Source organism: Allobosea caraganae (genome assembly GCF_003351345.1).
Taxonomy (GTDB): Bacteria; Pseudomonadota; Alphaproteobacteria; order Rhizobiales; family Beijerinckiaceae; genus Allobosea; species Allobosea caraganae.
On sequence record NZ_QQTO01000005.1, the window covers coordinates 98472 to 121104 of the forward strand.

Sequence of the window (22633 nt, forward strand, 5' to 3'; positions counted from 1 at the left end):
GATGCGGCGGGAGGTCGTCCTATTGGACTTTTATTCCTTCACCGCACCAGTCATCGCCGACACATAGTGCTCGACGAAGAATGCATAGAGGATGACGAGCGGCAGCGAGCCGGCGAGCGCGCCCGCCATCAGCGAGCCCCAGCGATAGATGTCGCCATCGACGAACTCGTTCACGATCGCGACCGGCACCGTCTTGTTCTGCGTCGAGGACAGGAAGGTCAGGGCGTAGATGAACTCGTTCCAGCACAGGGTGAAGGAGAAGATGAAGGCCGAGATCAGGCCGGGGATCGCCAGCGGCAGGATGATCTGGATCAGGATCTGGCTGCGGCTGGCGCCGTCGATCAGGGCGCATTCCTCGAGCTCGTAGGGGATGGTCTTGAAGTAGCCCATCAGAAGCCAGGTCGAGAACGGGATCAGGATGGTCGGGTAGACCAGGATCAGCGCCAGCGGCGTGTCGAACAGGCCGACCTTGTAGATCACCGTGGCGAGCGGGATGAACAGGATCGAGGGCGGCACGAGGTAGGCCAGGAAGATCAGCGCGCCGACCGCGGTGGCGCCCTTGAAGCGCAGCCGCACGATCGCGTAGGCGGCGAGCACGCTGGCGACCAGCGAGATGAAGGTGGCGCAGGTCGCGATGAACATCGTGTTCCAGAGCCAGCGCGGGTACTCGCTCTCGAAGAGCAGCTTGTAGAAATGCTTGAAGGTCGGCGTCCACGTCCAGAACGGGCTGACCTTGTCCATCTCGATCAGCTGGTCGTCCGGCTTGATCGCCGTCAGCGCCATCCAGTAGAACGGGAAGAGCAGGACGATGATGATCAGGAAGAGCGGGATGTAGGTGGTGACGATGCGCCGCGGCAGCGTCTCCAGATAGGCCATGCCCTCGCTGTGGTCCTGGGTGGCGGCCCGGCCGCCGCCGCTGGTGGTGCCGGCGTCGATGCTAGTCATTGCTGCCGCCCTGCTGCCATTTGCGTGTCTGGAGGCCGTACCAGGCGATGCCGATCGCGGCGAGGAGGAACGGGATCATCGCCGTCGAGATCGCCGCGCCTTCGCCGAGCTGCCCGGCGATGATCGCGCGCTGGTAGGAGAGCGTCGCCATCAGGTGGGTCGCGTTGACCGGGCCGCCGCGGGTGAGCGCCCAGATCAGCTGGAAGTCGGTGAAGGTGAACAGCACCGAGAAGGTCATCACCACCGCGATGATCGGGGTCAGCAACGGGTAGGTGATGTGTCGGAAGCGCTGCCAGGGCGTGGCGCCGTCGAGCGTCGCGGCCTCGTAGAGCGAGGGTGAGACGGTCTGCAGGCCGGCCAGCAGCGTGATCGCGATGAAGGGCACGCCGCGCCAGACATTGGCGAAGATGGTCGACCAGCGCGCGTTCCAGGGATCGCCGAGGAAGTTGATGTTGCCGCTGATCCAGCCGAGCTGGCGCAGCGACCAGGAGATGATCGAGAACTGCGAATCGTAGATCCACCAGAAGGCGATGGCCGAAAGCACGGTCGGCACGATGAAGGGGATCAGCACGAGGGCGCGGATCATCGCCTTGAAGGGCAGGTGCCGGTTCAGGAGCAGCGCGAGATAGAGCCCGATGACGAATTTCGCGATGCTGGCGACGATCGTGTAGAGCAGCGTGTTGAAGACCGAGGTCCAGAAGACGCTGTCATCCGAGAGCCATTCGTAGTTCTCGAGCCCGATGAACTCGCCGGCGCGACCGATCTTGGTGTCGGTGAAGGAGAGCCAGACGCCGAGGAAGAGCGGATAGGCGAGGAACAGGATCAGGATCAGCATCGCCGGCATCATGTACCAGAAGCCGAGCCAGTTGCGGCTGACGCGCAGCTTCTGCCAGGCGGTGCGCTCGCTGCGCGCCGGGATCCTCGTTGCTGGCAGGTCGAGTGTCGAATGGACCATTGTGCTTCCGTTCTGCGCGCTTTCCGTTCGGCCGTTTCGGCCGAACGACAAGAATTCGCGCTAGATCACTCTCTTGAGCGTGTTCTTCTCGCAAAAGTGCGTCCCACGTTTGCGGAACACGCTCTAACGGCGGGCGGTTCCGGCGGTCTCAGCCGTAGCGCAGCGTTAAAAGCTCCGGGCGGCCCGTCCGGAGACGGGCCGCCCGGCGATCTGACATCAGCGATAGATGCGCTTGGCCTGCCGCTCGGCGCTGGCGATGGCGCCCTTCACGTCCTCGCGGCCGGTGACGTAGTTCGCGAACATGTCGACGACGATGAAGTCGGCAACCGCTGCCGCCGCCTTCTCGCCGAGCGTGCCGAGGCCGGCCGGGGTGAGCGTTCGCTTCGAGACATCGCGATAGGGCGTCGTCTTCGGATCGGCGGTCCAGACCGGGTTGGCGTCGTATTCGGCGAGGAAGTGCGACAGGTAGCCTTCGGCCGCGCCCATCCACGGGTTGAAGTTGGGGCTATCCAGCATGAAGGCGATGAAGGCCTTGCAGGTGTTCGGGTACTTGGTGAAGCTGAAGGTCAGGATCGGGAAGGAGAGGTGCAGCTCCGTCGGCTTCCCGATCGGCCCGACCGGCATGTAGGCGTGGTTCATGTCGGCGGCGAGCTCGGGCTTCTCCTTCTTCGCCGTGACGTAGATCGAGATGCCGTTATTGGTGCAGAACAGCTCGCCGGCGAGGAAGGCCTTGTTGTTCGACGAATCGTTCCAGGCGGCGGTGCCGGGAATGAAGGTGTCGTAGAGCGCCTTGCCGTATTCGAGCGCCTTGGCAGTTTCGGGCGAGTTGATGATGACCTTGTCGTTGGCGTCGACGAGGTTGCCGCCGAAGGTCCAGAGCAGCCAGTGCATCCAGCCATTGGCGTCGCCCGATGCGTGGCCGAACGCCATGCCGGCCGGGGTGTTGTTGGCCTTGAGCGCCTTGCAGAGCTCGAGGAAGCCCGCGGTGTCCTTCGGGAACTCCTTGAAGCCGGCCTTCTCGCAGGCGGCGATGCGGTAGTTGATCAGCGAGCCGGTCGTTGCGATCGGGACGGCGATCCACTTGTCGCCCGACTTGCCGTATTTCTCGGCCGCCGGGAACCAGCCGCCATGAGCCTTGCCGAGATAGTCGGCGACGTCGGTGACGTCGAGGCACTTCTGCGGGAACAGGTGCGGCAGCGAGTAGAGGCCCCAGACCATGTCGAGGCCCTGGCCGGTATTGGCGACGACCGAGGCCTTGGGCTGGATGTCGTCATAGGATTCGTTGGTGATGTTGATCTTGGCGCCCGTGGCCGCTTCAAAAGCCGCGACCAGCTTCATGAACTGGACGTCCTCGGCCTCGACGAAGCGCTTCCAGCGCATCATGTTGAGGCGGGCGTTCGGCTCGGCCTTGAAAGGCGAGGCCTGGGCCCAGGCCTTGGCGTAGTCGAGCAGGCCGGCACTTGCGCCGAGACCCAGCGCCGCGCCGCCCTTGATGAGCGATCTGCGATCGAAGTTCATTGACTATCCCTCCCTTAGGATATGGCTCGGCGGCTCTCTTTCGGCCGCCTTGACCGGGTCATTCCGGTGTCGGATTCGAGCGGCGCTCCACGTCGCGGGACGAAAAGAGCGCGCGCTCCTAAATCATCGTCGAAAGCTCCTCATCGCAACGCTGGCCCGCTGCCGGGCTCAGCTCACGAAATTCTCTTGCCGGTGGCGGCGTCGAAGAGATGCGTCACGTTGGTGTCGGGCGTGATGCCGATGCTCTCGCCGGGCTTGGCGGTGATGCGCTCGCGGAAGACGCAAGTCAGGTTCTGCCCGCCGCAGCGCACGACGACCTGGGTCTCCGAGCCCATCGGCTCGATCACCACGACCTCGGCCTTGAGCCCGTTCGGGTTGAGCTGGATGTGCTCGGGCCGGATGCCGAACACCGCCGCCGTGCCGTTGGAATCGGCCGGATGCTGGCCGATCGGCCAGACCACGCCGCCCTCGGTCTCGAAGCCGGCCGCGGTGATCGTGCCCTTGAGCAGGTTCATCGAGGGCGAGCCGATGAAGGAGGCGACGAAGAGGTTGTTGGGCCGGTCGTAGAGGTCGAGCGGGGCGCCCATCTGCTCGACGATGCCGTCATGCATCACGACGATCTTGTCGGCCATGGTCATGGCCTCGATCTGGTCGTGGGTGACGTAGACCGTCGTGGTCTTGAGGCGCTGGTGCAGCTCCTTGATCTCGGTGCGCATCTGCACGCGCAGCTTGGCGTCGAGGTTCGAGAGCGGCTCGTCGAACAGGAAGACCTGCGGATCGCGCACGATGGCGCGGCCCATGGCGACGCGCTGGCGCTGGCCGCCGGAGAGCTGGCGCGGATAGCGGTCGAGCAGCTTGTCGAGGCCGAGGATGCCGGCCGCCTTGCTGACGCGCTCCTCGATCTCGGCCTTCGGCGCCTTCCGCAGCTTCATCGAGAAGGCCATGTTGTCGGCCACGGTCATGTGCGGGTAGAGCGCGTAGTTCTGGAAGACCATCGCGATGTCGCGCTCTTTCGGCGGCACGTCGTTGACGACGCGCGGGCCGATGCGGATCTCGCCGCCGGAAATGTTCTCGAGCCCGGCGATCATGCGCAGCAGGGTCGACTTCCCGCAGCCGGAGGGGCCGACGAGGATGACGAACTCGCCGTCGGGGATGTCGATGTCGACGCCATGGATGACCTGCGTCGAGCCATAGGCCTTGCGCACGTCGGCAATCTGGACTGAGGCCATTTGCGCCTTCTCCTGGTCTTAACGTTCCTCGAGGATGCGGCGTCGTCTCTCTCCGGAGACCTCCGCATCATTGGTGCTACCGGTTTCTTGTGACCGATCAATGGAAAACGTCACAACCATGCGGCGCCGGTTGCATCGGTTTCCATCTGCGATAAAGTCATATGATACTGACAGGCGTGTCAAGCGCCCGGCTCTCCTCCAAAAGACGTGGTCCGGCGCTGTAAAACCGAGGACGCCCGGCCATGCGGGTGCGTGACTTTTCGCGGCCGACGACCCTGAATTCCGACCGTCTCTTCGGGCAGGTCGCGCAGAAGCTCGCGGTCGCCATCATCAACGGCACTTTCAAGGCCGGCGAATTGCTGCCGAACGAGGACGCGCTGAAGTCCGAGATCTCGGTTTCGCGCACGGCCTATCGCGAAGCTGTGAAGGTGCTGACGGCCAAGGGGCTGGTCGAGTCCAGGCCGAAGAGCGGCACGCGGGTGGCGCCGCGCGACGGCTGGAACCTGCTCGATCCCGACGTGCTCTCCTGGCATTTCCGGGCCGACCCGAACGAGACATTCATTCGCGATCTCTTCGAGTTGCGCTGCTTCATCGAGCCGAGCGCGGCGAAGCTGGCGGCGCTGCGGCGCACGCCGGCCGACCTCGCCCGGATCGAGGCCGGCTATCGCGGCATGATCGACAACCCGCCCTATGCCGAGGCGACGATCCGCGCCGACATCGCCTTCCACGAGGCGATCTTCGTCGCCGCCGGCAACTCGACCCTGCAATGCCTGGCGAGCGTCGTCTCAGCCGCGATCCAATGGTCGCTGCTGCTGAAATCCGCCGACGACAAGAACTGCTTCGTCGAGTCGCTGGTCGATCACGAGCGGGTGCTCGACGCGATCATCCGGCGCGACGGCGATCTCGCAGCCGCCCGGATGAGCGCGCTCGTCATCGACAGCCTCAACAGCACTTTGGCCCTGCTGCCGGGGGCTATGAGCGCAAACACGGCCAAAATCGCCTGATTAAGTCATACTACATATGACGAGGATGCGCTTTTCTCGCGTCCCCGGCCGTGTAGAACTGACGGTGCCGCTACGTTTCGAGCGGTGCGACCATCTAATCGTTTTAAAAATTTGAAATCAACCATCCGCCAGATCGCCTCTCCAGCCCGACGGAAGTTCACGACATGACCGAGATCCTCATGACCGGCCCGCTGATGGCCTATGCCGCCGACCAGCTCAAGGCGCGCTTCACCGTGCATGAGCTCTGGAAGGCCGAGGACCGCGCCGCGCTGCTGCGCGAGGTCGGCGGGCGGGTGCAGGGCGTCGCCGGCGGCGGCCATATCAGGATCGACGGCGCGCTGTTCGACACACTGCCGAAGCTCGAGGTCGTCTCGAATTTCGGTGTCGGCTACGACAATGTCGACGCCAGGGAGGCCGGCAAGCGCGGGCTCGTCGTCACCAACACGCCGGACGTGCTGACCGACGAGGTCGCCGACCTGACGCTCGGCCTGCTGCTCGCCACGGTCCGCCAGCTGCCGCAGGTCGACCGCTACCTGCGCGCCGGCAAGTGGCTTTCGAGCGCCTATCCGCTCACCACCTCGCTGCGCACCCGCAAGGTCGGCATCGTCGGGCTCGGCCGCATCGGCAAGGCGGTGGCGAGCCGGATCGAGGCTTTCGGCCTGCCCGTCGTCTATCATGGCCGCAGCCGCCAGGACGACGTGTCCTATCGCTACTATCCCTCGCTGGTCGAGATGGCCCAGGACGTCGACACGCTGATCTCGGTCGCGCCCGGCGGCGCCTCGACCCATCACATGATCAACGCCGAGGTGCTGAAGGCGCTCGGGCCGAACGGCATCCTGGTCAATGTCGGCCGTGGCACGGTCGTCGACGAGAAGGCGCTGATCGAGGCGCTGAACAGCAAGACCATCCTGTCCGCCGGCCTCGACGTGTTCGAGGACGAGCCGCGCGTGCCGGCCGAGCTGATCGCGATCGACCATGTCGTGCTGCTGCCCCATGTCGGCTCGGCATCGGTGCATACGCGCGAGGCGATGGGCCAGTTGCTGGTCGACAATCTCGTGTCATGGTTCGATGGCAAGGGTCCCCTGACGCCGGTTGTCGAGACGCCATGGACGAAGAAAGCCTGAGAGCCCGCTTGATGCTTCTATTGGCGAGGTCGCCTGACGCGACCGTCTGCGCTTCCCGTGCTCACGGACCAAAGTCCGCTGCGCTCCGGTTCTCGACGGCCGCGCCGGTCGACTCACGCCAGCGAAGCCTCAAACGGGCTCTGGGAGGCCGGGTGCTGCCGCTCCTGATCGCGAGCCTCGCCACGGGCGTGGCCCAGGCGCAGACCGCGCCCTTGCCGCGCGGGGCCGAGACGGCCCCGGCGCGGATCAGGCCGCTGCTCGGCGCCTGGGACCTCACCCAGATCGGCGGGCCGCGCCAATGCACCATCACGCTCGGCACGGAGGCTGCGGCGCACGGCCGGCAGGTCCGCTTTCCCGCGACTTGCCACCGCGCCCTGCCGATTCTGGGCCAGGTTGCGTCCTGGAGCGTCGGCGCCAATGGTCAGCCGCAGCTCGATGACGCCACCGGGAAGCTCGTGATCGCCTTCGCCAAGGCCAAGCCCGATGCGGATATCGAAGGCAAGGCGACGGACGGCAAGCAATACGCGCTCTCGTCCAAGGACCATCCGAGGGCGGCGCGGGCTCCGGTCGCGAGTCCGGCCGAGCAGTCGGCGACGCTTGCCGCGCGCGCGACCGTCGTCGACCCCGCCAAGGCGCCGGCGACCGAGAGCCTGCCCGGGCGCTATGCGCTGATGCGGCAGGCCAACCGCGAGGCCTGCCGGCTGACCCTATCCGGCACGCCCGATGCGAGCGGCCGTGCGCCGGCCGCGTTCGACGGGCGCTGCGACGATACCGGCCTGACGATCTTCGATCCTGTCGGCTGGCGCTATGCTGTGGGCCGGCTCGCGCTGGTCGCGCGCAAGGGCCATAGCGTCGAGCTCGTCTTCGAGAACGGGCAGTGGCGCAAGGACCCGGCGGTCGGCGCGCCACTGCTGATGCGGAAGCTGCCGAACTAGATCGCCGTGCGTCCTTTCGGACGCAAAGTGGCGATCTAGGCTTTTGTTATTGCATCGGATCTTTCCGAAAACCGGATTCCACTTTTCGGTCCGATGCTCTAGCTCAGACCACCGCGATCTGCTCGGGCTCGTCGGCGTCGAGCCCGGTCTCCTTGGCCAGAATGCGCTGCATCCGGTTTTCGTCGAGCGAGTTCTCCCATTTGGAGACCACGATCGTGGCGACGCCGTTGCCGATCAGGTTGGTCAGCGCGCGCGCCTCCGACATGAAGCGGTCGATGCCGAGGATCAGCGCGATCGAGGCGACGGGGATGGTGCCGACCGAGGCCAGCGTCGCCGCCAGCACGATGAAGCCGGAGCCGGTGACGCCGGCCGCGCCCTTCGAGGTCAGCAGCAGCACGGCGATGATGCCGATCTCCTGCGACAGCGAGAGGTCGGTATTGGTCGCCTGCGCCAGGAAGACGGCCGCCATGGTCAGATAGATGCAGGTGCCGTCGAGGTTGAAGGAGTAGCCGGTGGGGATGACCAGGCCGACGACGCTCTCCTTGCAGCCGAGATGGCTCATCTTGGCGATCATGCGCGGCAGTACGCTCTCCGAGGAGGAGGTGCCGAGCACGATCAGCAGTTCTTCCTTGATGTAGGCGATGAACTTGACGATCGAGAAGCCGGTCAGCCGCGCGATCGTGCCGAGCACGAGGAAGATGAAGATCAGGCAGGTGGCGTAGAACGCAGCCATGAAGCTGCCGAGCGAGAGCAGCGTGCCGACGCCGAACTTGCCGATGGTGTAGGCCATCGCGCCGAAGGCGCCGATCGGCGCCGCCTTCATGATGATGCCGACGATCTTGAAGAAGATCTGGGCGATGTCGTCGATGAAGTGCAGCACGGCCTTGCCGCGCGCGCCGAGCATCTGCAGGCCGAAGGCGAAGAGCAGCGCGAAGAACAGCACCTGCAGGATCTCGCCGTTGGCGAAGGCGCCGACGACGGTCTCGGGGATGATCGCCATCAGGAAGGCGAGGGTGCTCTGCTCCTGCGCCTTGGCGGTGAAGGTGGCGATGCCGGCGGTGTTGATCGTGTGCGGGTCGACGTTCATGCCGACGCCGGGCTTCCACAGGTTGATCACGACGAGGCCGACGATCAGCGCCAGCGTCGTCACGGCCTCGAAGTAGACGAGCGCCTTGAGCCCGACCCGGCCGACCTTCTTCATGTCGTCCATCGAGGCGACGCCGTGGACGACGGTGAGGAAGATGATCGGCGCGATGATCATCTTGATCGCCTTGATGAAGGCGTCGCCGAGCGGCTTCATCGCCTCGCCGGTCTGCGGGTAGAAATGCCCGAGCAGCACGCCGATGGCGATCGCGGTCAGGACCTGGACGTAAAGGTGGGTCCACCAGGGGCCCTGATGCCCGCGGAGGGTTTCAGCCGTTGCTGTCGTCATTGTTCTTCTCCCGATGCGCCTGTAGCCGACGCGTTAATTCAGCGGTTACGCCGATTTCGGGACTGCGACAAGTTGACGTTAGCGCGCTTTCCGTTCGATCGAGATTGGTCGAACGAAAAGAATTCGCGCCAGATCAATAAGTTGAGCATGTTCTTATCGCAAAAGTGGTTTCCACTTTTGCGGAACATGCTCTATGCCGCGTCGGCCGTCAGCACGCCGCGCCGGATCTGGTCTTCCTCGATCGATTCGAACAGCGCGCGGAAATTGCCCTCGCCGAAACCGTCATCGCCCTTGCGCTGGATGAATTCGAAGAAGATCGGCCCGAGCACCGTGCCGGAGAAGATCTGCAGCAGCACCTTGCTCATGCGGCCCTCCTTGTCGCCGAGCGCGACCGCACCCTCGCCGTCGATCAGGATGCCGTTGGCCTTGAGCCGCTCGACCGGCTCGCCATGGTTCGGCACGCGGGCATCGACCTTCTCGTAGTAGGTCGCGGGTGGGGCCGGCATGAAGGGCAGCTCGTTGCGGCGGAGCTGCTCGACGGTGGCGTAGATGTCATGGGCGCCGAGCGCGACGTGCTGGATGCCCTCGCCCTTGTACTGGCGCAGGTATTCCTCGATCTGGCTCCTGTCGTCGAGCGACTCGTTGATCGGGATGCGGATCTTGCCGCAGGGCGAGGTCAGGGCCCGCGAGATCAGGCCGGTGAGCTTGCCTTCGATGTTGAAGAAGCGGATCTCGCGGAAGTTGAAGAGGTCGCCGTACCAGCCGGCCCAATGGTCCATGCGGCCGCGCTGGACGTTATGGGTGAGGTGGTCGAGATAATACATGCCGGCCTGCTCGGGATGCGGGTCGCGCTCGCCGAGCCAGTCGAAATCGACCTCCCAGATCGAGCCCTTCTCGCCGTAGCGCTCGACGAAATACAGGATCGAGCCGCCAATGCCCTTCACGGCGGGGATGGCGAGTTCGCCGGGGCCGACCTTGCTCTCATAAGGCTCGGCGCCGAGCGAGACGGCGCGCTCGAAGGCATGTTTGGCGTCGACGACGCGGAAGGCCATGGCGCAGGCGCAGGGGCCATGCTCGGCGGCGAACGCTTGAGCGAATGAATCCGGCTCGGCGTTGACGACGAAGTTGACGTCGCCCTGGCGGTAGAGCGTGACGTTCTTGGAGCGGTGCTTTGCCACCGGCGTGAAGCCCATGGTCTCGAAGAGCGGGCCGAGCTTCTCCGGCTCGGGATGGGCGAACTCGACGAACTCGAAGCCATCCGTGCCCATCGGGTTGGACTCGGAGATTTCGGGCGGCGCGGAATCGTGCGGGAACGGACCCATGAGCGACTTCCTCCAGTTCGGTGATGCTCATCATCGCGCATGGGTGCAGCACGAAGTTTGCAAAATGGGTAGTGGTGCGGCAAAATCCGCATGAAGCACGCATTCGTTTGTTGGATGGCGCACGAAATGACCGCTCTCGACGCCTTCGACCTGCGCCTGCTCGATGCGCTCCAGCGCGACGCCTCGCAGACCAATGGCGCGCTGGCCGAGACGATCGGCCTTTCGGCCAGCCAGGTCTCGCGGCGGCGGCAGCGGCTGGAGCAGGAGGGCACGATCCGCGGCTATCGGGCGCTGATCGAGCCGGCTGCGATCGGGCTCGGCGTCACCGTCTTCATCCATGTCGCGCTCGACACGCATTCGCGCGACAACGCCCGGCGGTTCCGCGACCTGGTGCGGCTGACGCCTGCCGTGCTGGAGGCGCATGCGCTGACCGGGGAGGCGGACTATCTGCTCAAGGTCGCCGTCGGCGACCTCAAGGAGCTGTCGCGCCTCGTCAACGAGATCCTGCTGCCGCATGAAAGCGTGGCGCGGGTGCGCTCGGAGATCGCGCTGGAGACGCTGAAGGAGCCGGGCCTGCTGCCCCTGCCCTCGCCTTGATGGCGTCATTGTTCCTTCGCATGGCCTACCTACCGATTATGGGGCTTGCACCTCATATGCAGGCCAAGGCGCCAGAGTGGGCGCCGCAGATCAGATAAGGGGAACGCCGATGTTCAACGCCAAATCTCTTCTCGACGCGCTGGTCAACGCCGGCAGCCAGGCTGGCCAGCAGGCCGGGCAGGCAGGAGGCCTTGGCGGGATGCTGGGCAATCTCGCGCAGCAGGTGCAGCAGGCCGGTGCCCAAGGCGGACAAGGCGGCGGGCTAGGCGGCATGCTCGGCAACCTGGCCCAGCAGGTCCAGCAATCCGGCGGCGCCGGGGGCCTCGGCGGGATGCTCGGCAGCGTGCTCGGCCAGGCGACGCAGGGCGTTCAGGATGCGGCGCAGCAGACCGGCGTGCAGCAGAAGGCGACCGACGTGCTCGGCCAGCTTTCCGGCGGCCAGTCGCCCGGCCAGCTGCTCGAACAGGCCAAGGGCATGTTCGCCAACAATCCCGCCGTCGCCACCGCCGTCCTCGGCGGGCTCGGCGCGCTGATCTTCGGGTCTTCGGCCGGACGCGCAGTCGTCGGCTCGGCCGCCAAGCTCGGCGGCCTCGCGCTGATCGGTGGCCTTGCCTACAAGGCCTACCAGAACAGCCAGGCCGGCAAGCCGCTGCTCGACCTGCAGCGCCAGGAGGTCCTGCCGGCCCCGGCCGGCTCGGGCTTCGAGCCGGAAGCTGCGAACGAGAAGACGGCGCTGGTCTTCATCCGCGCGATGGTCGCGGCCGCGGCTGCCGACGGCAAGATCGACGCCGACGAGCGCAACGCCATCCTCGGTGGCCTGAAGGAGGCCGGCTTCGACCCCGAGGCGAACGACTGGCTGGCCAACGAGATGGCCCACCCGGCCTCGATCGATGCGCTGGCCGAAGGCGCCGAGACGCCCGAGCTCGCGGCGCAGATCTATACGGCGGCACGCCTCGCCATCAATCCGGACACGCCGGCCGAGAAGGACTTTTTGGCGGGGCTCGCCGGCTCGGTCGGGCTCGACGCTGAGCTGGTCGCGAATATCGACGCGGCCGCGAGCGCGGCGAAGGTCTGAAGGCCGTCGCGATCAGGGCGCGCGGCGCACGCCCTGATCGTCCTCGAAGACCGGACGGAAAAAGGACCGCTCATAGCTGATGATGAAGCGGTCCTTGTCGTTCATGGCGATGGCCGCCTGGCACTCCGGGTCGGTCGCTGCCCGCACGCGGTAGTCCTCGTAGGCCGCCAGCGACGGGAAGCTGAACATGGCAAGCGCCACGTTCGAGGTTCCCTCCGACGGCATGAAGTAGCCGTGGTGCTTGCCGCCGAACTTCTCGACCAGCCTGATCCAGAGCTTGCCATAGGCCTCGAAGGCGGCAAGCTGGTAGGGGTCGACGACGTAGCGCAGGTAGCAGGTGACCATCGTTACGCCGCCTTCGCACTCTTGAGGAACGAGCCCATCCGCTCCAGCGCCCGCTCGATGTTCTCCAGCGAGTTGGCATAGGAGAGGCGGATATAGCCCTCGCCATGGACGCCGAAATCGGGTCCGCCGATGGTGGCGACGCCGGCGTCTTCCAGCAGGGCCGAGGCCAGCTTCTTTGCCTTCCAGCCGGTCTGCGAGACGTTCGGGAAGGCGTAGAAGGCGCCCTTCGGCTCGATGCAGGACACGCCGGGCAGGGTGTTCAGGCCCTTGACCACGGCCTTCCGGCGCCGGTCGAACTCCGCCAGCATCATGTGGACCGCGTCCTGCGGCCCGGTCAGCGCGGCCAAACCCGCCCATTGGGCGGGGGCGTTGACGCAGGAATGCGAGTTGACCGCGAGCTTGCGGGCATTGTCGTAGAGTGGCTTCGGCCAGACCGAGAAGCCCATGCGCCAGCCGGTCATGGCATAGGTCTTCGACCAGCCGTTGAGCAGGATCAGCCGGTCGCGGATCTCGGGATAGCTGAGCAGGCAGACGTGCTTCTCGCCGTCGTAGAGCATCTGGTCGTAGATCTCGTCCGACATCACCGCGACATCGGGGAACCTGGCGAGGCCGGCGACGAGCTTGTCGACTTCCGATTTCGGCGTGACGCCGCCGGTCGGGTTCGCCGGCGAGTTGATGATCAGCAGCCGGGTCTTCGGCGTGATCAGCGAGAGCGTCTCCTCGGCCGAGAAGGCGAAGCCGTTCTCCTCGCGGATCGGCACCGGGATCGGCGTCGCGCCGGTATACTCGATCATCGAGCGATAGATCGGGAAGCCGGGATCGGGATAGAGGATCTCGGCGCCGGGCTCGCCGAACATCAGGATCGCCATGAACATGGTGACCTTGCCGCCCGGCACGATCATCACCTCCTCCGGCGAGACGTTCACGGCGAAGCGCTTGTGCAGGTCGGCGGCCACGGCCTCGCGCAAGGGCAGGATGCCGTTGGCGGGCGTATAGCCATGATGGCCGTCGCGCAGGGCCTTCACCGCCGCCTCGACGATGTGCTCCGGCGTCGGGAAATCGGGCTGGCCGATGCCGAGGTTGATGACGTCCTTGCCCTGGCGCTGCAGCTCGGTCGCGCGCGCCAGAACGGCGAAGGCATTTTCCTCGCCGATGCGGGCGAAGGAGGGGACGACATGCAGGGCCATGGCGGGCTTCCTCTATGATTTTCTGTTCAACGGCCCGGTCGCGAGCCTTGGCGCTGTCTTGGCCGGAATCAGCGTGACGATGCAAGAGCCTAGCTTGCGCTGGCAGCCGGGCCGCCGCGCGTTTCACGCAGTTGCAAGGCGGCCCCAGCCGGATTCTCCTGTGTTGCGCCGCCGACGCGACCTACATCATTGGCGGCATAAATCGCATGCTGTATGCAGAATGCGCATTGTCGCGATGTGAAGCCGAAGGGCTCTTGTCGTGCCGGTGCCGATCGGCAAGATAGCTGGTTCAAATCGTTTTAAAGAGAAGCGGCCTCAAGGGTCGCGCGCCGCCGCGAGAGGGAATGACGGGAATGGCCAAGACGCCGACCAGCAAGACGCCGGGTAGCAAGAAGCCTGTCCGCAAGATCAAGCCCGAGCAGCTGCGCTCGAAGGCCTGGTTCGACAACCCCGCCAATGCCGACATGACCGCGCTCTATATCGAGCGCACGATGAATTTCGGCCTGTCGCGCGACGAGCTGCAATCGGGCCGGCCGATCATCGGCATCGCCCAGACCGGCTCGGACATCGCGCCGTGCAACCGCCATCATATCGAGCTGGCGCATCGCGTCCGCGACGGCATTCGCGAGATGGGCGGCGTGCCCTTCGAGTTCCCGATCCACCCGATCCAGGAAACCTGCAAGCGCCCGACCGCGTCGCTCGACCGCAACCTGCAATATCTCAGCCTCGTCGAGATTCTCTACGGCTACCCGCTCGACGGCGTCGTGCTGACGACTGGCTGCGACAAGACCACGCCGGCCCAGATCATGGCCGCCGCCACCGTCGATATCCCGGCGATCGCGCTGCCGGGCGGGCCGATGCTGAACGGCTCCTTCCGCGGCGAGCGCACGGGCTCGGGCACAATCGTCTGGAAGGCGCGCCAGATGATGGCGGCCGGCGAGATCGACTATCGCGGCTTCGTCGACCTCGTCGCCTCCTCCGCTCCGTCGGCCGGCCATTGCAACACGATGGGCACGGCCTCGACGATGAACTCGCTCGCCGAGGCGATGGGCATGACCCTGCCCGGCGGCGCCGCCATTCCCGCGCCCTATCGCGACCGCTACGAGATGGCCTACCTGACTGGCCGCCGCATCGTCGAGATGGTCTGGGAGAACCTGATCCCGTCGAAGATCCTGACGCGCGAGGCGCTGGAGAACACGATCATCGTCAACTCGGCGATCGGCGGCTCGACCAATGCGCCGATCCACGTCAACGCCATCGCCAAGCATATCGGCGTGCCGCTCGACAACGAGGACTGGACCGCGATCGGCTACGAGATCCCGCTGCTGGTCAACCTGCAGCCGGCCGGCGAATACCTCGGCGAGGATTTCTACCGCGCCGGTGGCGTGCCGGCCGTGGTCGCGGAGCTCGTCGCCAAGGGCAAGATCAAGCCGGCGATCACCGCCAACGGCAAGACGCTGGCCGAGAATTGCGAAGGCTTCTTCTCCGGCGACCGGCGCGTGATCAAGGCCTATGACGAGCCGATGAAGGCGCAGTCGGGCTTCCTCAACCTGCGCGGCAACCTGTTCGACTCCGCGATCATGAAGACCAGCGTGATCACGCCGGAGTTCCGCAAGCGCTATCTCGAGAACCCGAAGGACCCGATGGCCTTCGAGGGCAAGGCCGTCGTCTTCGACGGGCCGGAGGACTACCACCACCGCATCGACGATCCGGCGCTGGCGATCGACGAGCACACCGTGCTGTTCATCCGCGGCGTCGGCCCGATCGGCTATCCCGGCGCGGCCGAGGTCGTGAACATGCGGCCGCCGGACTACCTGATCAAGAAGGGCGTCACGGCGCTGGCCTGCGTCGGCGACGGCCGCCAGTCCGGCACCTCGGGCTCGCCCTCGATCCTGAACGCCTCGCCGGAAGCGGCGACCGGCGGCGGCCTCGCGCTGCTCAAGACCGGCGACAAGGTCCGCATCGACCTGAAGAAGCGCACGGCCGACATCCTGATCTCCGACAAGGAACTGGAGGAGCGCCGCGTCGCGCTGAAGGCCGCCGGCGGCTACAAATATCCGAAGAGCCAGACGCCATGGCAGGAGATCCAGCGCAAGATCGTCGGCGAGCTCTCCGAGGGCATGGTGCTGAAGCCGGCGGTCAAGTACCAGAAGATCCACAAGAAGTTCGGCGTGCCGCGCGACAATCACTGAGGATCGTTGTCGGGGGCGACCCTTGCAAGAATAGGTGCGGGAGCCCTCTCCTGTAAGGAGAGGGTGGGGTGAGGTGTAGGCCGTTTGACGCTGCTGCCGTGACCTGACCGCCGTCCCCGCCCGTCATTGCGAGTGCAGTGAAGCAATCCAGACTGTCGCACTCGACGGCCCCTGGATTGCTTCGCTACGCTCGCAATGACGATAAGGGCATGGGTATAATCGCAGGCCCGTGCTGTTTACTGGTGTCCTGGCCGACACCTCACCCTGCCCTCTCCTTACAGGAGAGGGTTCCCCGCGCCTTTTCGTCTCGGCTTGCACTGGCTCTGTCCGAAAACGGCATTCCGTTTTTCGCCCCTATGCGTTACCCCTTTGCGCATGGGGGCGTTTTCGCAACAGCTTGGGCTGGATCAGCAGAGCATCGTCATGCTGCTGGTGGCGGCCGTGCTGGGTGCGCTGCTCGGCGGCGCCGTCGCGCATTGGCGGCGCGGCTCGGGCATGATCGTCACGGGTGCGATCATCGGCGCGATCGCGCTGCCGCTGATCTGTCTGGCGGCGCTGTTCTACACGGTGATTGCCGGCGGCATCATACTCCTGGCACTGGCGGTCATGGTCGTCGGCAGCGTCCTCGGCTGAACCCGGCTGGGAGACGCCGCATGCAGCTCACGCTTCGCCAGATCGAGGTCTTTCGCGCGCTGATGCGCTGCCGCACGGTGGTTGGTGCGGCCAGGGACCTGCGCATCGCCCAGCCGACCGTGACCAAGACCATCCGGCGGGTCGAGGATATCTGCGCCTTCGCCCTGTTCGACCGCCACGGCGGCAGGCTGGTGCCAACCGCCGATGCGCACCGGCTGCTCGGCGAGGTCGATCTCGCCTTCGAGCAGCTCGAAGGCGCCCTGGCGCGGGCTTTGCGCATCTCGCGGGCCGATGGCGGCTCGCTCAGGCTCGGCGCTTCTCCGAGCGTCGGCCGCGTGCTGGTTCCGCTCGCCGCCGCCGACCTGCTGCAGGAGCACCCGGGCCTGAGCCTGCATCTCGACGTGCTCTCGGTCAGCCAGGTGATGGACTACCTGCTCTCGGGACAGGGCGAATGCGCGATCACGCTGTTCCCGATCCTGCATGCCGGCATCCGCAGCATCTTCATCGCCAAGGCGGCGGTGGTCGCGGTCGCGCCGCATGGCTGGCTTCCGAGCGGCGATGGCTTGGTATCGCCGTCAGTGCTGACTGATCGGCCGCTGGTCGTGTTCGAGCCGCAATCCGTCCATGGCCGTGCGGTCGATGCGGTGCTCGAGGCCGGCGGGTTCAGGCCGACGCGCACCCATGTCACGCGCTTCGCCGAAACCGCGATCGGCTTCGCCGAGGCCGGGGTCGGCGTCGCCATCGTCGATGCCTTCAGCGCGCTCTCGGCCGACCGGGCGAAGGTCGCGGTCGTCAGGCTCGACCATGCGCCGCTCTACGAGGTCTATCTGCATCGGCAGGTCGAGCGGGCGCGCAGCCGCCTGATCCAGCGCTTCGAGGGGGCGTTGCGGGCGCAGGCCGTGAAACTCGGCGCCTGAGTATAGCCTCAGGCTATGCAGGAGAGCAGAAACCGCGCTTGCGGTGCGTTTCGATCGATGGTTTCTCGGCCGCAAGAAGACTGAAACCGTCGGGAGGAATGATCATGTCCGGCTTCGATCGCGCGGAAACACCTGGCTTTCAGCGCCGTGAGGTGCTCGCGGCGGCGCTTGCGTTGCTCTCCGCCGCGGCGGCGCGTCCGGCCTTCGCGCAGGCCTACCCGGCCAAGTCGATCCAGCTGATCGTGCCCTTCGCCGCCGGCGGCGGCGTCGACGTGGTGACGCGCGTGGTCGCCGAAGCGGCGGGCGAGATCATCAAGCAGCGCTTCATCATCGAGAATCGCGGCGGCGCCGGCACGGTGCTGGGATCGCAGGCCGTGGCGAAGGCGGAGCCGGACGGCTACACCTTGCTCGCAGCGCCGACGACGATGGTGATCAACCCGGCGCTGCGCTCGAACCTGCCCTTCGACTGGAAGACCGACCTCGTGCCGGTGGCGATGATCGCCAAGCTGCCCTTCGTCGTGGTGGCCGGGCTGAAGCTGCCGGCCAAGACGATGAAGGAGCTGGAAGCGCTGGGCAAGTCGCGGCCCGACCCGATCACCTTCGGCTCCGGCGGCGCCGGCACGGTGGCGCATCTCGCGGGCGAGTTCTTCGGGCTGGTCTCGGGCGCCAAGGTCCAGCACGTCGCCTATCGCGGCGAGGCCCCGGCCCTGACCGACACGATCAGCGGCAATATCGACGTGATGTTCTGCACGCTCGCCGGCGCCTCGGCGCATGTGAAGGGCGGCACCTTGCGGGCGCTGGCGGTGACAACGGCGAAGCGCGTGAGCCTGCTGCCGGACGCCCCGACCGTAGCCGAGCAGGGCTATCCCGGCTACGATCTCGCCGCCTGGGTCGCGCTGGTCGCGCCGAAGGGCACGCCTCCCGCCGTGGTCTCCGTGCTGAACGCGGCCGTGAACGCGGCGCTGGTCAAGCCCGACGTCACAGCCCGCCTCGTCGAGATCGGCGCGGAGCCGGCGCCTGGCACGTCGGCCGAGTTCGCCGCCTTCATGGACAAGGACGCCGAGATCTGGGCGAAGGTGGTCAAGCAGGCCGGCATCAAGGTCGACTGAGCCGGCGCGGCGGGAGCGGACCATGCTCGCCCTCAGGAAGCTCGCGCCCGAGCCCGGCCTTGCGCTTCGCGAGGTGCCGGAGCCGGCAGCGCCCGGCCCTGGCGAGGTGACGATCCGGGTCGCGGCGGCCGGCATTTGCGGCACCGACCTGCACGTCGCGGACTGGACGGCGGGCTATGCCGCGATGGCGACGGCGATGCCGGTGACGCTCGGCCACGAGTTCACCGGGACGATCACGAGGTTGGGTGCGAGCGTTTCGAGCTTTCGCGAAGGTGACAGGGTCGTGGTGCGTCCCTCCGTCGTCTGCGGCCGTTGCGAACCCTGCCGTACCGGCCGCTCCGAGGATTGCGTGACGCGGCGCGGCATCGGCATCACGCGCGATGGCGGCTTCGCGGCGCTGGCGATCGTGCCGGCCGAAAACTGCGTCGCTGTGCCGGACGCGCTTCCTGACGCATTGGCGGCCCTGACCGAGCCGATGACGGTATCCGCCGAGGCGGTCGACACTGCCGGCGTGAAGCCGGGTGATAGCGTGCTGATCATCGGACCGGGCACGATCGGGCAGGGTGCGGCGCTGTTCGCCGAGGCGGCTGGCGCGGCGTGTGTCGTGGTGGCCGGGCGCGAGGATGGCGCGCGGCTGGCGACCTTGCGCGGGCTTGGCTTCGGCGATGTCGTTGACACGGAAGGCGGCTCGCTGCGCGAGGCGCTGGAAAAGGCCGGGCTGCCGCTTTCATATAATGTCGTGATCGAGGCGGCCGGCGTGCCGGCGGTCGTCGGCGAGGCACTCGATCTGCTGGCCTTGCGCGGCGTGCTGGTGATCTGCGGCATCCACGCCAAGCCGGCGAGCATCGACCTCACCGCCCTGGTCCGGAAGCATCAGCAGGTCCGCGGCTCCTACCGCGCGCCGCTTGCGACCTGGCCGCGCGTGATCGGCTACCTCACCGAGAATGCCGAGCGGGTGTCGAGGATGATCAGCGCCGAATTCCCGCTTACCGAAGCGCTGGAGGCCTTCGCCCTCGCCAAGAGCCGCTCCGCCTCCAAGATCTTGCTGCGGCCATGAGCGCGCATCAGTCCGATTGGCGCGGCGGCGGCTTCCTGGCCATCGCCAACACCGTCGAGCCGGCGATGCGGGCTCAATATGAGGAATGGCATACGTTCGAGCATGTGCCGGAACGGCTGACCATGCCGGGCTTCCTGGGCGCACGACGCTATGTCCGCGGCCACGGCATCGGCACGCACTACCTGACGCTCTACGACATCAAGGGGCCGGAGGCGCTGGAGACGCCGGAATACCAGCATCTTCTCATCAGCCCGACGCCGATGTCGCAGCGGATGCGGCCGGTTATGGGCGAATTCCGCCGCTTCGCCTATCAGGAGACGGGGCGGGCAGGCCATGGTTGCGGCCGGCATCTCGGCTTCCTGCGCTGGAGCGGGGAGAGCGAGGCCGGAACGCAGCTCGAGAGGCTCGTCGGGCAGGCCGGGATCGTCGCGCTGCGGCTCGGCCTCGCGGTTGCGACCAAGCCTCATCCGGCTTTCGCAGCGACGGCGGCGCCACATGAACCGCATTTCGTCGCCACGATCGATGGGACCGATAGCGCGGCTCTCACCATCGCTGTCGGCGAGCTGGCAGCATTGCTGGCGCGGGATGGGTTTGTGCTCGAACGTGCAGTCTACGAGCTCATTATCGCCTACTGAGCCAGCTTCCATACCCGCCGCGCATCGGCGCCGGGCGCTTGTGTGGGAAACGAAGGGCTGACAAAAAGCTGCGGGCCGGACAGTATGCGCTCCCGCCGCGCACTCCATTTGAAACGATTAGCATGCCGCACAGCCTCCAGGTCGCCCAGTTCCGCACGCTGCACGAGGCCGGCTGCTTCGTGATGCCGAACCCGTGGGATGTCGGCTCGGCGCGCTGGCTGCGCGGGCAGGGCTTCAAGGCGCTGGCCTCGACCAGCGCCGGCTTCGCCTTCACGCAAGCGCGCGCCGACCAGGACGTGCCGCGCGAGATGATGCTCGCCCATCTCATCGAGCTGGTGCAGGCGGTGCCGGATATTCCGGTCAATGCCGATTTCGAGAATGGCTATGCCGACGAGCCGGCCGATCTCGCCATGAACGTCAAGGCCTGCGTCGCGACCGGCGTCGCCGGGCTTTCGATCGAGGATGCGACGGGACGCGAGGATGAGCCGCTCTACCCATTCGAGCTCGCGGTCGAGCGCATTCGGGCGGCGCGGCGGGCGATCGACGAGACCGGCTCAGGCGTCGTGCTGACTGCGCGGGCCGAATGCTTCCTGACCGGACATCCCGACGCGCTGAACGAGGCTGCCAGGCGCATCGCGGCCTATGCCGAGGCCGGGGCCGATGTGCTCTACGCGCCGGGGCCGAAGACGCGCGAGCAGATTTCGACCATCGTTGCCGCTGCGGGCGGCAAGCCGGTCAACCAGCTGATCTACGGTGATTTCGGCCTGACGGTCGCCGATGTCGCCTCGCTCGGCGTCCGCCGCATCTCGATCGGTGCTGCGCTGGCTCGTGCGGCCTGGGCCGCCTTCATCGAGGCCACCAGGTTGATCAAGGAGGAGGGCAGCTTCGCCGGCTTTGCCGGGAACGGCCCTTCTGCGCCGCTCAACCCGTTCTTCCGCGACGACCTCAAGGCGCGCTCGTGAGCCGCGAGCTGATCATCGCGCCCGAATGGCTCGGGCGGAGCGGGCTATCGACCGTCGACGCCAAGGGCAAGCGGCGCGCCGCCGATGCCGAGGATGTCGGCTTGTCCGAGGCGTTCGCCGACCGTCTGGAAGCCTGGATGGACGCGTTCGACGCGATCTACGACGAGGACGACGAGGCCAAATCCGCCTTCGCAGGCGAAGTCGAGCGGCTGGCCTGGGAGGCGGAGGGCGGTGCGCTGGTCCATGCCGCCCAGGCCGAGCTCGGCTCTGCCTGGACCGTCTCGCTCGATCTCACAGCCTGGCGCGAAAAGGCCCGCTCATGACGTTGTCGCCCGATTGGAAGGCGCCGCCCTTCCCCCCGGCCAAGGTGCTGGACGGCCGCTATTGCCGGCTCGAGCCGATCGATCCCGACCGCCATCTCGACGATATCTGGGCCGCCAACCAAGGGCAGGACCATATCTGGGAGTGGATGCCGGCGCTGCCGCCGAAGGATCGCGCCGGCTATCGCGACCTGCTGGTGATGATGGCCGAGAAGCCGGGCATCGTGCCTTTCGCGGTGATCGACAAGGCAGACGGCAAGGCCAAGGGCCATCTCTGGCTGATGGAGATCAGGCCTGAGCATGGCGTCTTCGAGGTCGGCTACATCACCTATTCTCCGAGCCTGCAGCGGACCAAGGTCGCGACCGAGGCGATCTACCTTTGCGGCGCCTATGGCTTCTCGCTCGGCTATCGCCGCTACGAATGGAAGTGTAACGACCTCAACGAGCCCTCGAAGCGCGCCGCCTTGCGCTTCGGCTTCCAGTATGAGGGCCTGTTCCGCCAGCACATGGTGGTGAAGGGCAAAAATCGCGACACCGCCTGGTTCTCGATTCTGGACAGCGAATGGCCGGTGCGGGCGCAGGCCTTCGAGCGCTGGCTGGCGCCGGAGAATTTTGATGCGCAGGGCCGGCAGAAGCTGTCGCTGACGGCCTTCAACCAGCCGAGCGCGCTGGCCGGGCCGGTTGCCGTGCGCCGGGCCTCGCTCGCCGATATCCCGGCGATCCTCGCCCTGAAGAATGCAGCCTATACGCCGAACGAGAGCATCATTGGCGTGCCGTCGCTGCCCCGCATCGCCGATTATGCGCAGGTCGTGGCCGAGCACGAGGTCTGGCTGGCGGAGAGCGAAGGCGGTCTCGATGCGGCGCTGGTGCTCGATATCGAGCCGGGTGACTTCACCGTCTGGAGCGTCGCCGTCTCGCCGGCCGCCCAGGGGCGCAAGCTGGGGGCGGCGCTGATGGGCTTCGCCGATGAGCGGGCCCGTGCGCTCGGCTATGCCTCCGTGCATCTCTACACCAACGCCAAGCTGACGCAGCGCATCGGCTGGTATGAGCGTCTCGGCTATGCCGTGACGCATCACGAGGATCTGGCCGACCGGCGCCTGGCGCATATGCGCAAAGAATTCGACAAGCCGGCACAGTAAG

Annotated in this window: 22 protein-coding genes; 14 read left to right on the plus strand and 8 right to left on the minus strand. The window is 66.4% G+C overall.

Annotated features, from left to right (window positions below):
- Nucleotides 1-30 precede the first annotated feature (30 nt).
- From DWF00_RS02550 to DWF00_RS02565, 4 genes are all read right to left on the minus strand, one after another.
- Entirely contained in the window at nt 31-945 is a 915-nt protein-coding gene (locus tag DWF00_RS02550) for a carbohydrate ABC transporter permease (RefSeq protein ID WP_114830806.1), read from the minus strand.
- Nucleotides 938-1900, minus strand: coding sequence for a carbohydrate ABC transporter permease (locus DWF00_RS02555; RefSeq protein WP_114830807.1), 963 nt, complete (start codon nt 1898-1900; stop codon nt 938-940). The genes DWF00_RS02550 and DWF00_RS02555 overlap by 8 nt, the downstream gene beginning before the upstream one ends.
- A gap of 216 nt (nt 1901-2116) precedes the next feature.
- Nucleotides 2117-3418: an ABC transporter substrate-binding protein gene (locus DWF00_RS02560; protein ID WP_114830808.1), complete on the minus strand. Its 1302-nt coding sequence runs from the start codon at nt 3416-3418 to the stop codon at nt 2117-2119.
- Between the two features lie 173 nt (nt 3419-3591).
- Nucleotides 3592-4647 carry an ABC transporter ATP-binding protein gene (locus DWF00_RS02565; RefSeq protein ID WP_114830809.1) on the minus strand — a complete coding sequence of 352 codons (1056 nt, stop codon included), beginning with the start codon at nt 4645-4647 and terminating at the stop codon, nt 3592-3594.
- A 242-nt stretch (nt 4648-4889) separates the two neighbouring features.
- Between DWF00_RS02565 and DWF00_RS02570 the strand changes: the two genes are divergently transcribed.
- The 3 genes from DWF00_RS02570 to DWF00_RS28955 all read left to right on the plus strand — a co-directional run bounded on the left by DWF00_RS02570 (nt 4890) and on the right by DWF00_RS28955 (nt 7710).
- Nucleotides 4890-5651: a FadR/GntR family transcriptional regulator gene (locus tag DWF00_RS02570; protein ID WP_114830810.1), complete on the plus strand. Its 762-nt coding sequence runs from the start codon at nt 4890-4892 to the stop codon at nt 5649-5651.
- A 164-nt stretch (nt 5652-5815) separates the two neighbouring features.
- The gene (locus DWF00_RS02575) at nt 5816-6775 is read left to right on the plus strand and encodes a 2-hydroxyacid dehydrogenase (protein WP_245973722.1); all 960 of its coding nucleotides are present in this window, start codon (nt 5816-5818) and stop codon (nt 6773-6775) included.
- Nucleotides 6776-6927: 152 nt separating this feature from the next.
- A complete protein-coding gene (locus tag DWF00_RS28955; RefSeq protein ID WP_181832760.1) occupies nt 6928-7710 on the plus strand; it encodes an AprI/Inh family metalloprotease inhibitor in 783 nt (260 codons plus the stop codon).
- A 103-nt stretch (nt 7711-7813) separates the two neighbouring features.
- Here DWF00_RS28955 and DWF00_RS02590 read toward each other — a convergent pair whose 3' ends face one another.
- Both DWF00_RS02590 and hppD read right to left on the minus strand, forming a co-directional pair.
- Nucleotides 7814-9142 (minus strand): dicarboxylate/amino acid:cation symporter, encoded by a 1329-nt coding sequence (locus DWF00_RS02590; protein WP_114830811.1) that lies wholly within the window; start codon nt 9140-9142, stop codon nt 7814-7816.
- 191 nt (nt 9143-9333) lie between these two features.
- Entirely contained in the window at nt 9334-10464 is a 1131-nt protein-coding gene (gene hppD, locus DWF00_RS02595; RefSeq protein WP_114830812.1) for a 4-hydroxyphenylpyruvate dioxygenase, read from the minus strand.
- A gap of 126 nt (nt 10465-10590) precedes the next feature.
- Between hppD and DWF00_RS02600 the strand changes: the two genes are divergently transcribed.
- The gene (locus tag DWF00_RS02600; RefSeq protein WP_114830965.1) at nt 10591-11061 is read left to right on the plus strand and encodes an Lrp/AsnC family transcriptional regulator; all 471 of its coding nucleotides are present in this window, start codon (nt 10591-10593) and stop codon (nt 11059-11061) included.
- 109 nt (nt 11062-11170) lie between these two features.
- On the plus strand, nt 11171-12136 hold the full coding sequence (locus tag DWF00_RS02605; RefSeq protein ID WP_114830813.1) for a tellurite resistance TerB family protein: 966 nt from the start codon (nt 11171-11173) through the stop codon (nt 12134-12136).
- A gap of 12 nt (nt 12137-12148) precedes the next feature.
- Here the strand turns inward: DWF00_RS02605 and DWF00_RS02610 are convergent, their stop codons facing one another.
- Nucleotides 12149-12481 carry an NIPSNAP family protein gene (locus DWF00_RS02610; RefSeq protein WP_114830814.1) on the minus strand — a complete coding sequence of 111 codons (333 nt, stop codon included), beginning with the start codon at nt 12479-12481 and terminating at the stop codon, nt 12149-12151.
- Between the two features lie 2 nt (nt 12482-12483).
- Complete coding sequence (locus tag DWF00_RS02615) at nt 12484-13668, minus strand: pyridoxal phosphate-dependent aminotransferase (protein ID WP_114830815.1); 1185 nt, start codon at nt 13666-13668, stop codon at nt 12484-12486.
- A gap of 353 nt (nt 13669-14021) precedes the next feature.
- On the opposite strand from DWF00_RS02615, the gene DWF00_RS02620 reads away from it, so the two are divergent.
- The 9 genes from DWF00_RS02620 to DWF00_RS02650 all read left to right on the plus strand — a co-directional run bounded on the left by DWF00_RS02620 (nt 14022) and on the right by DWF00_RS02650 (nt 22632).
- On the plus strand, nt 14022-15860 hold the full coding sequence (locus DWF00_RS02620; protein ID WP_114830816.1) for an IlvD/Edd family dehydratase: 1839 nt from the start codon (nt 14022-14024) through the stop codon (nt 15858-15860).
- A 423-nt stretch (nt 15861-16283) separates the two neighbouring features.
- Entirely contained in the window at nt 16284-16493 is a 210-nt protein-coding gene (locus DWF00_RS29295) for a GlsB/YeaQ/YmgE family stress response membrane protein (RefSeq protein WP_181832761.1), read from the plus strand.
- A gap of 20 nt (nt 16494-16513) precedes the next feature.
- Nucleotides 16514-17410, plus strand: coding sequence for a LysR family transcriptional regulator (locus tag DWF00_RS29300; protein ID WP_181832762.1), 897 nt, complete (start codon nt 16514-16516; stop codon nt 17408-17410).
- A 104-nt stretch (nt 17411-17514) separates the two neighbouring features.
- Nucleotides 17515-18519, plus strand: a complete 1005-nt coding sequence (locus DWF00_RS02630) for a Bug family tripartite tricarboxylate transporter substrate binding protein (protein ID WP_181832763.1) — start codon at nt 17515-17517, stop codon at nt 18517-18519.
- A gap of 22 nt (nt 18520-18541) precedes the next feature.
- A complete protein-coding gene (locus DWF00_RS02635) occupies nt 18542-19576 on the plus strand; it encodes a zinc-dependent alcohol dehydrogenase (protein WP_114830819.1) in 1035 nt (344 codons plus the stop codon).
- A complete protein-coding gene (locus tag DWF00_RS02640; RefSeq protein WP_114830820.1) occupies nt 19573-20211 on the plus strand; it encodes a DUF4286 family protein in 639 nt (212 codons plus the stop codon). Before DWF00_RS02635 ends, DWF00_RS02640 begins: the two co-directional genes overlap by 4 nt.
- Before the next feature lie 122 nt (nt 20212-20333).
- Entirely contained in the window at nt 20334-21173 is an 840-nt protein-coding gene (locus DWF00_RS02645; RefSeq protein WP_114830821.1) for an isocitrate lyase/PEP mutase family protein, read from the plus strand.
- Nucleotides 21170-21496: a hypothetical protein gene (locus DWF00_RS29305; protein WP_181832764.1), complete on the plus strand. Its 327-nt coding sequence runs from the start codon at nt 21170-21172 to the stop codon at nt 21494-21496. Before DWF00_RS02645 ends, DWF00_RS29305 begins: the two co-directional genes overlap by 4 nt.
- A complete protein-coding gene (locus DWF00_RS02650) occupies nt 21493-22632 on the plus strand; it encodes a GNAT family N-acetyltransferase (RefSeq protein WP_181832765.1) in 1140 nt (379 codons plus the stop codon). Before DWF00_RS29305 ends, DWF00_RS02650 begins: the two co-directional genes overlap by 4 nt.
- Nucleotide 22633 lies beyond the last annotated feature (1 nt).